The sequence below is a fragment of the Mycobacteriales bacterium genome, from assembly GCA_035504215.1.
Taxonomy (GTDB): domain Bacteria; phylum Actinomycetota; class Actinomycetes; order JAFAQI01; family JAFAQI01; genus DATAUK01.
In genome coordinates this window covers 20,552-32,819 of the sequence record DATJSI010000125.1, presented here as the reverse complement: position 1 = coordinate 32,819, position 12,268 = coordinate 20,552, and the positions used below count along the sequence as shown (strand labels likewise).

Here is a 12,268-nt window from a genome sequence, read left to right as displayed (position 1 = left end):
GAGATCCTGCGCGACCTGCTCATCGACCCACGCAAGAACTACCAACCCCGAGGCATCCCACCCGGCCCAGCACCCAAAAAGCGATAACCCGAACCTGCACAATGCAGGTTCAGGCCATTCCGATGTCCCGAGACATCACATTGGTCGGGATGACAGGATTTGAACCTGCGACCCCCTCGTCCCGAACGAGGTGCGCTACCAAGCTGCGCTACATCCCGAAAGCCTGCCCGAGTCTAGGGCAGGCCGGCTAACCCCTGCCTGGCGTGAGGGTCAGCAGGGTCGCCTCGGGCGGGCAGGCGAAGCGCACCGGGGCGTACGGCGAGGTGCCGAGACCGGCCGAGACGTGCAGCCAGCCGCCGTTCGGCCACGCTGAGAGCCCGCGGGCCCGGCTGCGGTCGAGACCGCAGTTCGTGACCAGGGCGCCGATCCCGGGGACCCGCAGCTGGCCACCGTGGGTGTGACCGCTCATCACGAGCGAGAAGCCGTCGGAGGCGAACGCGTCCACGACTCGTGGTTCCGGGCAGTGCGACAGGCCGATCGCAATGTCGCCGGTCGCCTCGCCGGCGATCCGGTCGTAGTGGTCGGCATCGAGGTGGGCGTCGCTGACTCCGGCCAGCTCCACCTGCACGTCACGGACCACGATCGTCGTACGCCGGTGTGTGAGGTCGAGCCAGCCGGCCGCGGTGAACGACGAGCGCAGCTCGCCCCAGGGCAGCGGACGTCCCATGTCGCGCGGCCGGTCGCGATCGGGGAACAGGTAAGACGCCGGGTTCTTCGGAACCGGCGCGAACCAGTCGTTCGATCCGGGCACGAACGCGCCGGGTCGTTCGAGCAACGGGCCGAACGCGTCGAGCACCACCGGCGCGCCCTGCATCGAGGCGAGGTTGTCGCCGGTGTTGACCACGAGGTCGGGCTCCAGCTCGGCGAGCGAGCGAACCCACGAGACCTTCCACGGCTGGCCCGGCGTGGCATGCAGGTCGGAGACATGGAGCACTGACAGCGGTGTTGCGCCATCGGGCAGGATCGGCACCTCGACCCGCCGCAGCCGGAAGGCCTTGCGCTCGTATGCCCAGCCGTAGACGGCGGCGCCGACGCCGGCCGCCGCGAGGCCGAGTGGTGCCGCGATCAGTCCGCGCATCAATCCAGGGTAGGTCGGGCGTAACAGCTCTGCCGGTAGCGAGCCCCTACCCTTTTGCCATGGCCCTGAAGGAACAGCTGCGCGCAGACCTCGTGACCTCGATGAAGAGCAAGGACGAGCTTCGCCTCTCGACGCTGCGGATGGCGCTCACGGCGATCACCAACGAGGAGGTCGCCGGGAAGAGCGCGCGCGAGCTCTCCGACGACGAGGTGCTCAAGGTGCTCGCCCGCGAGGCGAAGAAGCGCCGGGAGGCCGCGGAGGCCTTCGATGCCGCCGGCCGAGCGGAGCTCGCCGCCAAGGAGCGCGCGGAGGGTGAGGTCCTCGATGAGTACCTGCCCGCGCAGATGCCGGACGACGAGCTGTCATCGATCGTCAGTGCTGCCCTCGCGTCGACCGGGGCGAGCGGCCCGCAGGCGATCGGTCAGGTCATGAAGGTCGTGCAGCCTCAGGTCGCCGGCCGTGCGGAGGGTGGCCGGGTCGCGGCCGAGGTACGCCGGCAGCTCGGCTCCTGACCTGCCTCGTCCCCGGCCGGTTGGTCAGTGCCGGTGGTGTCGGTGGTGGCGGTGCGGGTGCTTGGTCGGTGAGCCCGAGGGCGACACCGGTGGGCTCGACGGTGGTGGCGTCGGGGGTGACGACGAGGGTGGCGGCGACGACGGTGGTGGCGACGCGCTCTTCGACGGCTTCGGCGTCCCGTCGCTGATGAACAGCTTGATGACACTGCCGATCGGCGCCTGCGAGCCACCGGGCGGAGCAGTACGCGCCACCGTCCCGGCCGGCTCGGAGCTGTGCACCGAACCCGGGACGATCTGCGGCGTGAAACCGATCTTGCTGAGGGTGGCCTCGGCGCTGGCGGGCGAGTCGCCCACGACGTCCGGCACCTTCTGCTGGATGCCGATCTCGTAGTAGCTCGAAGGGCCGGTGAACTGCAAGACCGGGTCGCCCTTGAGCGCCGCGTTCAGCGTCGCCTGCCAGATCTTCCCCGCGATCGTCGCGCCGAAGACCTCGCCGTAGGTCACCCCGCCGATGTTGAGTCCGTCCAGCGTTCTGTTGGGCTCGGCCGGAATGCCCGCCCACACCGCCGACGCAAGCTGGGGGGTGTAGCCGGCGAACCAGGAACCGTCGTAGTTGTCCACCGTTCCGGTCTTCGCCGCGGCGGGCCGGCCGGTCAACGCATCCGTCGTACCAGTCGCTCCTGGCACGGTCAGTACGCCACGCAGGATCGAGGTCACGGTGTTGGCCAGCCCTTGCGGCACGACCTGCGTGCAGCGCGACTTCGGAACCGGGTAGTGGTGGCCGGTGCGATCGACGATGCTCGTGATCACGATCGGGGTGCAGTACTTACCGTGCGCGGCCATGGTCGCGTAGGCGCCGGCGACGTCGAGCGGCGAGAAGCCGTACTGCGCGCCCGCACCGAGGACGAAGGGGCCGATCTGCTCCGGCGGCTTGCCGGTCCCCTGGGTGACACCCATCGCCTCGGCGAGCTTCACCGGCTCGCATACGCCGGTGCGCTCTTCGAGCTGGGCGAAGAACGTGTTGACCGAGAACCAGGTACCCGACTCGAGGTTGAACGTGCCGCTTTCGCTGTCGCTCGCATTGTGAACCGGCCACGGCGCGACCGGCAGCCCGGCGCAGTTCGTGAGCCCGGTGATGTCGACCGTGCCGGGCGACTTGATCTTGGTCGAGAGCGGGATGCCTTCCTTCAGCGCCGCAGTCAGCACGAACAGCTTGAAGGTCGACCCGGCGTGGAAGCCCGGGCTGCCGCCATACCTCTCGTCGACGGCGTAGTCGATGCTGTTCTGGCCCTTCTTCTTGCTGTTTCCGTACGGCGTGCTGACGGCGAGCGCCTTCACCTGACCGGTGCCGGGCTGCACGACTGCCTCGGCGGACACCACGTGCGACTTGCGCTCGTGGGCGTGGACGTAGGCATGGATGCCGTGCTGCGCGGCTTCCTGCACCTTGGGCGAGAGGGTGGTGGTCACGGTCAGCCCGCCACGGCGCAGCATCGTGAGGCTCAAGCCCGGCGTGTGCTCGAAGACATGCTTCACGTAGTCGCAGAAGTAGGCGAACTTCGAGGCGATGCAGTCGGCCGGCTGGTTGTGGATGTGTAGCTTGATCGGCTGAGCAACGGCCCGGTTGTACGTCGCCTGCGTGATCGAGTGGTACTTCAACATCTGGCCGAGGACGGTGTTGCGCCGCTCGGTCGCGACCTTCGGGTAGTACCGCGGGTCGTAGGCCTCGGGCGACTGGACCAAGCCGGCGAGCAGGGCGCTCTGGTCGAGAGTGAGGTCGCTGACCTTTTCGTGGAAGAAGTGCTCGGCCGCGGCCCCGATGCCGTAGGCACCGTCACCGAAGTAGGCGATGTTCAGGTAGTCGTCGAGGATCTCCGGCTTGGTCAGCGTCTTCTCGAGCTCGATCGCGTAGCGGGCTTCCTTGAGCTTGCGGGCGAAGGTGTCCGCGATCGCGGCTTCGCGCTGCTTCTTGGTCCGGGCGTCCTCGATCAGCACGTTCTTGACGTACTGCTGGGTGAGGGTCGACCCGCCCTGGGTCACCGACCCGGCCTGGCCGTTGTGGAGCAGCGCGCGCAACGTGCCCTTGAAGTCGATGCCGGCGTGCTCGTAGAAGCGGACGTCCTCGATGTCGATCAATGCGGTCTGCATGACGGCGGGAATCTGGGTGAGCGGGACGATCACCCGGTCCTGGTCGTAGAACGTCGCGATCGGCTCGCCGTTGGCGGCGAGCACTCTGGAGATCTGCGGAAGCGGCTTGCGCTTGAGGTCGGTGGGCAGCTTCGCGAAGTCCGTCGTCGCGGTCCGCGCCAGCAGGCCGCCGCCGCCGACGAACGGCAGCAGCATCCCGGCCATGATGATCCCGGCGACGATGCTGACCGCGACCAGCACTCCGATGCTCTGGGTGAGGGAGCCGCGGCGCACGACAATTAGCCTAAGTGGCGGTGTCGGAGACTCGGCCGATTGCGGCGAAAAGCGGGAGAACTTGATCGGCCGAACGGGTGAACCTCACCACCCGTTAGAACTACGTAAAAAGGGTGCTGACGGGTAGTGTTGCCCGTCCTGTCCGGTTCGTACTGTTACCGCATGCCGTGGAGACAAGATTGGACGTTGCGCGCCGCCTGCCGACGCGTCGCGCCCGACGAGCTGTTCACCTCTGGAGCAGCTCAGCACAAGGCAAAAACAGTGTGCCGCGGCTGCCCGGTCCGCACCGAGTGCCTCGCCGATGCACTGGACAACCGGGTCGAGTTCGGCGTGTGGGGTGGGCTCACCGAGCGTGAGCGCCGGGCGCTGCTGCGCCGCCGCCCGAACGTCGACTCCTGGCGCGACCTGCTCTCGACCGCGATGCAGGAGTACGAACGCGCCCAGTCCGTCGACCTCGCGATCTAGCCGGTCAGCCACCCGCGACGGCTTGCGGGGCTGAGGCTTCCGGGCCGTTCGACAGCTCCGCTCCGATCGCCCGCAGCCCGTCCAGGTCGTGCACGTCGCCGGCCTGGACCGCCACCGCCACCGTCCTGACATCCGGGTGCGCCGCCCGGAAGCCCGACGCCCGGCGCTCGTCGCGGGCCGCGGCGGCGAGCCGGTCGGCGTGGATGCGTAGCACGGCGGCCGCGAGCGGCTCGTCGCCGGTCTCGTCCAGCGCCTCGGCCGCTGCGAGGGAGCGCTCGACGGACAGCCCAGGCGCGGCACTGCGGTGGACGCGGTTGAGCACCAGCCCGGCCAGCGGCATCCGGTCGGTCTCGAGCCGCTCGACGAAGTACGCCGCCTCGCGCAGCGCGTCGCGTTCCGGCACCGCGACGACCAGGAACGACGTACCCGTCTCCTTCAGCAGCTGGTAGGTCTGGTCGGCGCGCTCGCGGAAGCCGCCGAACATGGTCTCGAGCGAGGCGACGAACAGGCTCAGGTCGCGCAGCGCCTGGGCGCCGAGAACCCGGTTGAGGACGTCGGTGAAGACCCGTACGCCGATCGTGAAGACCTTGAGGTAGGCGCGGCCGCCGGCGCGCGCCGGAGCGGTCAGCAGCCGGATCATCCGGCCGTCGAGGAACCGCCCGAGCCGTTGCGGGGCGTCGAGGAAGTCGAGTGCGGAGCGACTCGGCGGCGTGTCGACGACGATCAGGTCCCAGCGCCCCTCGGCCTTGAGCTGGCCGAGCTTCTCCATCGCCATGTACTCCTGGGTGCCGGCGAAGCTCGACGACAGTGACACGTAGAACGGGTTGGCGAGGATCGCCTTGGCGCGCGAAGGGTCGGCGTGGGTCAGGACGATGTCGTCGAACGTCCGCTTCATGTCGAGCATCATCGCGTCGAGCCGACCGCCCGCGGACGTGTCGATGTCCTGCACCTCGCGAGGGGTGTTGTCGAGCTCGACCAGGCCCATCGACTGGGCCAGCCGGCGCGCCGGGTCGATGGTGAGCACACACACCGCGCGGCCCTGCTCGGCGGCGCGGAGTGCAAGCGCGGCGGCGGTCGTGGTCTTGCCCACGCCGCCGGCGCCGCAGCACACGATGATCTCCGCGGTCGCCAACAGGCGGTCCACGTCGCATGCCTTGCCCGTCGCCGGCATCGTCAGACCATCCCGGCGTCCTGCAACCGGCCGGCGAGCTCCTGCAGCCCGGCCAGCTCGGTCGCGTCGGCGATCATCGGCAGCTCGTAGGTCGGCCGCTCGAGCTGCGCGAGCGCGTCGCGCTCCTGTTGTTCGAGGTGGACCCGGCCGGCATGGTCGGCGGCCTCGGCGACGAGCGTCGCGACCGTCGCGCTGTCAGCCGCGATCCCGGCCGACTTCAGGCCGCGGCTGATCTCCGTCCGGTCGAGCCGCCCCTCGGCGGCTTCGGCCAGCCGGTTGGCCGGGAGCAACGGCCCACGCACCTGGTTGACGATGACGGCCCCGACCGGCAGCCCGGTGGCGCGCAGCTCGGCGACGCCGTCGGTGGTCTCCTGGACCGGCATCTCCTCGAGCAGGGTGACGATGTGTACGGCGGTCTTCGCCGACCGGATCAGCCGCATCACGCTGTCCGCCTGGTTGCGGATCGGGCCCATCTTGGCCAGTGCAGCCACTTCGGAGTTGACGTTGAGAAAGCGCGCGATCCGGCCGGTCGGCGGCGCGTCGAGCACCACTGCGTCGTAGATCCGGCCGCCGCCACGGCGCTCGCGGGTCGCGGCCTCCATCACCTTTCCGGTGACGAGGACGTCGCGCATGCCGGGCGCGATCGTGGTGGCGAAGTCGATCGCGCCGATCTTCTTCAGCATCGCGCCGGCCCGGCGCAGGTTGTAGAACTGCTCGAGGTACTCGATCAGCGCCAGCTCCGGGTCGATCGCCAGCGCATAGACCTCACCGCCGCCCCGGGCCACGGCCACCCGTCGCTCTTCGTACGGCAGCGGCGGCGTGTCGAACAGCTGGGCGATGCCCTGCCGGGCCTCCACCTCGGTGAGCAGCACCTGCCGCCCCCCGGCCGCGAGCGCGAGGGCCAGCGACGCGGCGACCGTGGTCTTGCCCGTCCCGCCCTTGCCGCTGACCACGTGCAGCTTGACGGCAGGGAACTCGGCCACGCATCGAGCGTAGAGCCGGTGGAGTGCTCCACCCGCAGCGCACAGCGCTCCCGGTCGGTCATACGCTCTGCCCGTGCAGAAGTGGGAGTACGCGACGGTCCCTCTGCTCGTCCACGCGACGAAGCAGATCCTCGACACCTGGGGCACCGACGGCTGGGAGCTGATCCAGGTCGTGCCGGCACCCGGTGGCGGCGACCAGCTGGTCGCCTACCTGAAGCGGCCGGTCGAATGAGCGCGGGCGTGGACGCCCGGCTGGCCGAGCTCGGAATCAGCCTGCCGTCGGTGACGACGCCGCTCGCGTCGTACGTCCCGGCGACACGCAGCGGGGACCTGGTTTTCACCTCCGGGCAGCTGCCGATGGTCGACGGCCAGCTCGCCGCGACCGGCAAGGTCGGGGCCGAGGTCGATCCGGACGCCGCCGCCGACCTCGCCCGCACCTGCGCGCTCAACGCCTTGGCCGCGGTCCGCGGGCTGGTCGGCGACCTCGACGCGGTCGTCCGCGTGGTCAAGGTGGTGGGGTACGTCGCGAGCGCGCCGTCGTTCACCGGTCAGCCGGCAGTCATCAACGGCGCCAGCAACGTGCTCGGCGACATCTTCGGCGACGCCGGCAAGCACGCCCGGAGCGCGGTCGGTGTGGCAGCGTTGCCGCTGGACGCGCCGGTCGAGGTGGAGCTCATTGTGCAGGTGCGTTCGGACCTCGCGATCTAGCCCAGCGAGGTCACCCGGTGGTCGACGACGCGACGGCGCAGATGTTCGCGGGCCTGGTCGACACGGTGAAGCGGCTCGCGGCCGGTGAGCTGGTGCCGGCCACGCCACGTGACGCCGCGACCGTCATCCTGCTTCGCGAGCACTCCGCAGGCCCCGAGGTCTACCTGCTGCGGCGCAAGCCGACGATGGCGTTCGCGGCCGGCTTCTTCGTGTTCCCCGGCGGTTCGGTCGACCCCAGAGACGAGTCGTTCGCCGACGACGCGTGGGTCGGCCCGCCGCCCGACCAGTGGGCGTCCCGGCTGAGCTGCGACGAGCCGGTTGCGCGATCACTCGTCTGTGCCGCGGTGCGCGAGACGTTCGAGGAGTCCGGCGTCCTGCTTGCCGGCCGCAGCGCCGCCGACGTGGTCGAGGACACCAGCGGCGCGGAGTGGGAGGCCGATCGGGTGGCACTGCTCGACCGGTCGGTCTCGCTCGCCGAGCTGCTCGAGCGGCGTGGCCTCGTGCTGCGCGCCGACCTGCTCCAGGCGTGGTCGCACTGGATCACCCCCGAGGTCGAGCCGAAGCGCTTCGACACCCGCTTCTTCGTCGCGGTCATGCCGGCCGGGCAGCGCACCCGCGACGTCGGGGGTGAGGCCGACCGGGTGGTTTGGGTGACTGCGGCGGACGCACTCGCGGCAAACCAGCGGGGCGAGCTCGCGATGCTGCCACCGACCCGTGCGGCGCTCGATGACCTCGCTGCGTACCCAGATGTCGCTGCCGTCATGGCCGGAGCGGCGGACCGTGCGGTCGAGCCGGTCATGCCCAAGCTCGTCCTCGACGAGAACGAACAGGTCCGATTCCTGCTCCCCGCCGACCCGGACTACCGATGACCGAGCCGGAGCAGACCACCGCTTCAGCGGCCCGCTTGCTGGCGCCCAACCCGAGCCCGATGACGCTCGACGGCACCAACACGTGGGTGCTGCGCGAGCCGGGCGGGACCCGGCTGGTCATCGTCGACCCCGGGCCGCTGCAGAACGGCCACGTCGACCGGCTCGCCGCGCTCGGCCCGATCGACCTCATCGTCCTGACCCACGGCCATTTCGACCACGCCGAGGCCGCGCCGCGCTTGCACGAGCTGACCGGGGCGCCGGTCGCGGCGCGGGATCCGGCGTTGTGCATCGGCGCGCCACCGCTCGCGGATGCCGCGCGCGCCTCCGCGGCGGGGGTCGAGTGGCTGACCGTGCTCACCCCTGGCCACAGCAGCGACTCGGTGTGCCTGCTGCTCGAGTCGGACCAGGCGTTGCTCACCGGCGACACGGTGCTCGGGCGCGGCACCACTGTCGTCGCACACCCGGACGGTCGGCTCGCCGACTACCTCGACTCGCTCCAACGGCTGCGGGATCTCGCGCGGCAGGAGGTCTCCGTCGTACTGCCGGGCCATGGTCCGGTCGTCACGGATCCGGTCGAAGTGCTGACCTACTACCTCGTGCATCGCCACGAGCGGCTCGACCAGGTGCGTGCGGCGGTGGCCGCGGGGGACCGCGACCCGAAGGCGGTCGTGCGACGGGTGTACGCCGATGTCGACCCGGTGCTGTGGCCGGCCGCGGAGTTGTCGGTGCGTGCCCAGCTCGACTACCTGGCCGGCGACGACCGCTGACTCAGTGGGCGCGGCGGGCGAGGCGCTGAGAGTCGAGCAGCAGGACGCTGCGGCCGTCGAGCTGGAGCCAGCCTCGATGGGCGAACTCCGACAGCGCCTTGTTCACCGTCTCGCGGCTCGCCCCGACGAGCTGGGCCAGCTCCTCCTGGGTGAGGTCGTGCTGCACCCGGATCGCGCCGTCCTCGGCGACGCCGAACTTCGCCGACAGGTCGAGCAATGCCTTCGCCACCCGGCCGGGGACGTCGGTGAAGACCAGATCCGCGACGGCCTCGTTGGTACGCCGTAGCCGCCGGGCCAGGGCGCGGACCAGCTGCACCGCGAGGTCGGGTCGCTCGAACATCAGGGGGCGCAGGTCGTCGTGGTCGAGTGAGGCCAAGGTGGCGGCGGTGACCGCCGTCGCGCTCGCGGTACGCGGGCCGGGGTCGAACAGCGACAGCTCACCGAACATCTCGCCCGCGCCGAGCAGTGCAAGCAGGTTCTCCCTGCCGTCCGCCGAGGACCTCGTGATCTTCACCTTGCCCTCGATCACCACGAACAGCCGGTCACCCGGGTCGCCTTCGCGGAACACGACATGCGCGCGCGGGAGGCGGCGGGTGGTCATGGCCACCTCGAGTCGCCGCGCCGACTCGTCGTCGAGCGCCGCGAACAGCGGCATCCCGGCGAGCAGCCCTTCCACGATCAACCTCCGCGAGCCCCGACCCGACCGACGTCGAGTGTGCCGCACCTGACCACGCCGATCGAACCGGTTCGTGCCCGCTGTCGTTCACCGGGCGGACGGCGCCGCGGTCAGCCGCCGATCGGGCCGATGCTCACCGTGCCGTCCTCGGCCACCGACCAGCCCGGGTTGGTCGCGATCTCCCAGCGGAACCCGCTCGGGTCGGCGAAGTAGCCGTGGAACCCGCCGAAGTCGGCGTACTGGGCCGGCTTGAGGATCGTGGCGCCGGCGGACTCGGCGGCGGCGAGGGTTGCCACGACCTCGGCCTCGGTCGGCAGGATCTGCGCAAGCGAGAGCGGTGGGGGCCCGACTGCGTGCGGATCGCCCCCCACGTCCGCGTCGAGATCGTCGGCGCCGAACAGACCGAGCAACAGGCCATGGCCGATCTGGATGAAGATGACCGCGCCCGGTACTTCGAACACCGGTTGCCAACCCAGGCCGTCGACGTAGAAGGCGCGGGAGGCACCCAGGTCGTCGACGCCGAGGGTGACCAGGTGGACCGAAGCTTCCATGCGGCGATCGTCGCAGCCCGCGACGACATCGCGATTACTGCGATGCCGCCTTGGGGGTGTTCGGCGGTGACGGCAGGACGCTCAGGCACAGATCGGGGTGCTCGCGGTAGCGCGCGATCAGCTCTCCGGTTGCCGCGGACAGCCGGCGATGCAGCGCCGAACGGTACGCCGACAGCTGGATCTCGGCGGCGGAGAGGTCCTTGATCAGCTCGGCGTTGTGCTCGTCGTCGCCGGCCTTCGGCTGCCGTGCCCACAGCGAGCCGAGGTCGGGAAGCGGCGGCATGTCGTCGACGGGGACGATCGTGATCAGCGCGCTGCGGTTGCCGGTGAGCCGCTCCTCGGTGAACATCGAGGTCAGGTCCTCGACGCTCGCGGACGCGCCGGTCTCGGCGGCTCGGACCAGGTCCAGCCGGGCCTGGATGATCCGCCGCCAGTAGGAGACCCGCCCTTCCTCGCTGCTCAAGGTCGCGCGGTAGTGGCGGAGCCCGTCCAGCGAAAGGTGGTCGAAGTCCGCATTGCGCTCTGGCGGCGCTTGAAGTCGGTCCGCTGTGGGCCGGTTCGGCATCGTCACACTCCGCAACTCTTATGGCGGAATCGGCGGACTTCCGCTGATGCTTGAGGCATCCGGACGGCCCGTCACTCCTACGGGCTACCCCACCGTAGGCTCATCGATGTGCCGGCAGCCGAGACTCGCACCGCTCTGGTGCGCCGCGCCCGCCGGATCGACCGCGTGCTGCAGGCCACCTACCCGGACGCCCACTGCGAGCTCGACTTCACCTCTCCGCTCGAGCTGCTGGTCGCGACCATCCTGTCCGCGCAGTGCACGGACAAGAAGGTCAACGAGGTCACGCCGACGGTCTTCCGCAAGTACCCCGACGCCGCCGCGTACGCCGCCGCCGACCGGGCCGAGATGGAGACGATCCTGCGGCCGACTGGTTTCTTCCGGGCGAAGACGAACAGCCTGATCGCGCTCGGGCAGGCGCTCACCGAGCGGTACGCCGGTGAGGTGCCGGGCCGGCTCGACGACCTGGTCACGCTCCCCGGTGTGGGTCGAAAGACCGCGAACGTGGTACTCGGCAACGCCTTCGGCGTACCCGGAATCACCGTGGACACCCACTTCGGGCGGCTGTCGCGGCGGTTTGGCTGGACCGCTGAGGAGGACCCGGTCAAGGTCGAGTTCGCGGTCGGGTCGCTGTTCGAGAAGAAGGACTGGACCGGCCTGTCGCAGCGGCTGATCTGGCACGGCCGACGGGTCTGCCACTCGCGCAAGCCGGCCTGCGGCGCCTGCCCGGTGGCACGGTGGTGCCCGTCGTACGGGCTCGGCCCGACCGACCCGGTCCAGGCGGCGAAGCTGCTGAAGCCGGCGTCCTCGCTGGCCGCGGCGTCATGATCCGCCGCGGGCTCGTGGCGGCCCTGCTGCTCGCGCTGGCCGCCACCGCCTGCTCGTCCGGGCCGTCGTCGGTCGGGCCGGGCCCCGGTGGCGACCAGGCCACGCTGAGCAAGCTGATCGCGAAGGCGGATCTCGCGCCGTGCCCGTCGTCGAGCACCAACGTCGTGAGCGGCGGCCTTCCCAACGTCACGCTGCCCTGCCTCGGGCACGGTCCGCAGGTGCACATGGCCGGGCTCACCGGCCGGCCGACCGTCGTCAACATCTGGGGCTCGTGGTGCGAGCCGTGCCAGGCGGAGATGGGCTTCCTTTCCAAGGCGTACGACACGGACCGGGCCAAGGTGCGGTTCCTCGGCGTCGACACTGTCGACGAGGCGGGCAGCGCGCTGGACTTCGACGCGCACGTCACCCCGCCGGTGCACTTCCCGTCGGTGTTCGACGAGGACCGCAAGGTCCTCACCGGCGGGCACCTACCGGTGTCGCCGCCGGTCACGCTGCTGGTCTCGGCGGCCGGCCGGATCGTGCACACCCAGCACGGCGCGTACACCAGCACGAGGCAGCTTCAGCAACAGATCGCCGCGTACCTGCACGTCTCCGTCTAGGGATCTCGTGGAGCCCGAGGA

The 12,268-nt window shown here is 70.4% G+C and carries 15 protein-coding genes and 1 tRNA gene; 8 read left to right on the top strand and 8 right to left on the bottom strand.

Annotation, left to right across the window (positions count from 1 at the left end):
* Positions 1-141: 141 nt before the first annotated feature.
* Positions 142-218 (bottom strand) — tRNA-Pro (locus tag VME70_14715).
* 29 nt (positions 219-247) lie between these two features.
* Positions 248-1,138, bottom strand: coding sequence for a metallophosphoesterase (locus VME70_14710; protein ID HTW21451.1), 891 nt, complete (start codon positions 1,136-1,138; stop codon positions 248-250).
* 59 nt (positions 1,139-1,197) lie between these two features.
* Between VME70_14710 and VME70_14705 the strand changes: the two genes are divergently transcribed.
* Positions 1,198-1,650 carry a GatB/YqeY domain-containing protein gene (locus VME70_14705; GenBank protein ID HTW21450.1) on the top strand — a complete coding sequence of 151 codons (453 nt, stop codon included), beginning with the start codon at positions 1,198-1,200 and terminating at the stop codon, positions 1,648-1,650.
* Positions 1,651-1,674: 24 nt separating this feature from the next.
* Here the strand turns inward: VME70_14705 and VME70_14700 are convergent, their stop codons facing one another.
* A complete protein-coding gene (locus VME70_14700) occupies positions 1,675-4,068 on the bottom strand; it encodes a transglycosylase domain-containing protein (protein ID HTW21449.1) in 2,394 nt (797 codons plus the stop codon).
* Between the two features lie 162 nt (positions 4,069-4,230).
* On the opposite strand from VME70_14700, the gene VME70_14695 reads away from it, so the two are divergent.
* Positions 4,231-4,533, top strand: a complete 303-nt coding sequence (locus VME70_14695) for a WhiB family transcriptional regulator (GenBank protein HTW21448.1) — start codon at positions 4,231-4,233, stop codon at positions 4,531-4,533.
* Positions 4,534-4,537: 4 nt separating this feature from the next.
* Here VME70_14695 and VME70_14690 read toward each other — a convergent pair whose 3' ends face one another.
* A complete protein-coding gene (locus tag VME70_14690; protein HTW21447.1) occupies positions 4,538-5,704 on the bottom strand; it encodes an ArsA-related P-loop ATPase in 1,167 nt (388 codons plus the stop codon).
* Between the two features lie 2 nt (positions 5,705-5,706).
* Entirely contained in the window at positions 5,707-6,687 is a 981-nt protein-coding gene (locus VME70_14685) for an ArsA-related P-loop ATPase (protein ID HTW21446.1), read from the bottom strand.
* A 73-nt stretch (positions 6,688-6,760) separates the two neighbouring features.
* On the opposite strand from VME70_14685, the gene VME70_14680 reads away from it, so the two are divergent.
* Genes VME70_14680 through VME70_14665 form a run of 4 tightly spaced genes read left to right on the top strand, consistent with a single transcriptional unit; the run spans position 6,761 to position 9,031 of the window.
* A complete protein-coding gene (locus VME70_14680) occupies positions 6,761-6,919 on the top strand; it encodes a hypothetical protein (GenBank protein HTW21445.1) in 159 nt (52 codons plus the stop codon).
* Complete coding sequence (locus tag VME70_14675) at positions 6,916-7,395, top strand: RidA family protein (GenBank protein HTW21444.1); 480 nt, start codon at positions 6,916-6,918, stop codon at positions 7,393-7,395. The genes VME70_14680 and VME70_14675 overlap by 4 nt, the downstream gene beginning before the upstream one ends.
* Positions 7,396-7,412: 17 nt before the next feature.
* Positions 7,413-8,264, top strand: coding sequence for an NUDIX hydrolase (locus VME70_14670; protein ID HTW21443.1), 852 nt, complete (start codon positions 7,413-7,415; stop codon positions 8,262-8,264).
* Entirely contained in the window at positions 8,261-9,031 is a 771-nt protein-coding gene (locus tag VME70_14665; protein ID HTW21442.1) for an MBL fold metallo-hydrolase, read from the top strand. The genes VME70_14670 and VME70_14665 overlap by 4 nt, the downstream gene beginning before the upstream one ends.
* 1 nt (position 9,032) lies before the next feature.
* Here the strand turns inward: VME70_14665 and VME70_14660 are convergent, their stop codons facing one another.
* The 3 genes from VME70_14660 to VME70_14650 all read right to left on the bottom strand — a co-directional run bounded on the left by VME70_14660 (position 9,033) and on the right by VME70_14650 (position 10,823).
* Positions 9,033-9,707 (bottom strand): Crp/Fnr family transcriptional regulator, encoded by a 675-nt coding sequence (locus tag VME70_14660; GenBank protein ID HTW21441.1) that lies wholly within the window; start codon positions 9,705-9,707, stop codon positions 9,033-9,035.
* Positions 9,708-9,817: 110 nt separating this feature from the next.
* Positions 9,818-10,258, bottom strand: coding sequence for a VOC family protein (locus VME70_14655; GenBank protein HTW21440.1), 441 nt, complete (start codon positions 10,256-10,258; stop codon positions 9,818-9,820).
* Between the two features lie 34 nt (positions 10,259-10,292).
* Positions 10,293-10,823 (bottom strand): hypothetical protein, encoded by a 531-nt coding sequence (locus VME70_14650; protein HTW21439.1) that lies wholly within the window; start codon positions 10,821-10,823, stop codon positions 10,293-10,295.
* Between the two features lie 108 nt (positions 10,824-10,931).
* On the opposite strand from VME70_14650, the gene nth reads away from it, so the two are divergent.
* Positions 10,932-11,648 carry an endonuclease III gene (gene nth / locus VME70_14645; protein ID HTW21438.1) on the top strand — a complete coding sequence of 239 codons (717 nt, stop codon included), beginning with the start codon at positions 10,932-10,934 and terminating at the stop codon, positions 11,646-11,648.
* Entirely contained in the window at positions 11,645-12,247 is a 603-nt protein-coding gene (locus VME70_14640) for a TlpA disulfide reductase family protein (GenBank protein HTW21437.1), read from the top strand. The genes nth and VME70_14640 overlap by 4 nt, the downstream gene beginning before the upstream one ends.
* The last annotated feature ends 21 nt before the right edge of the window (positions 12,248-12,268 follow it).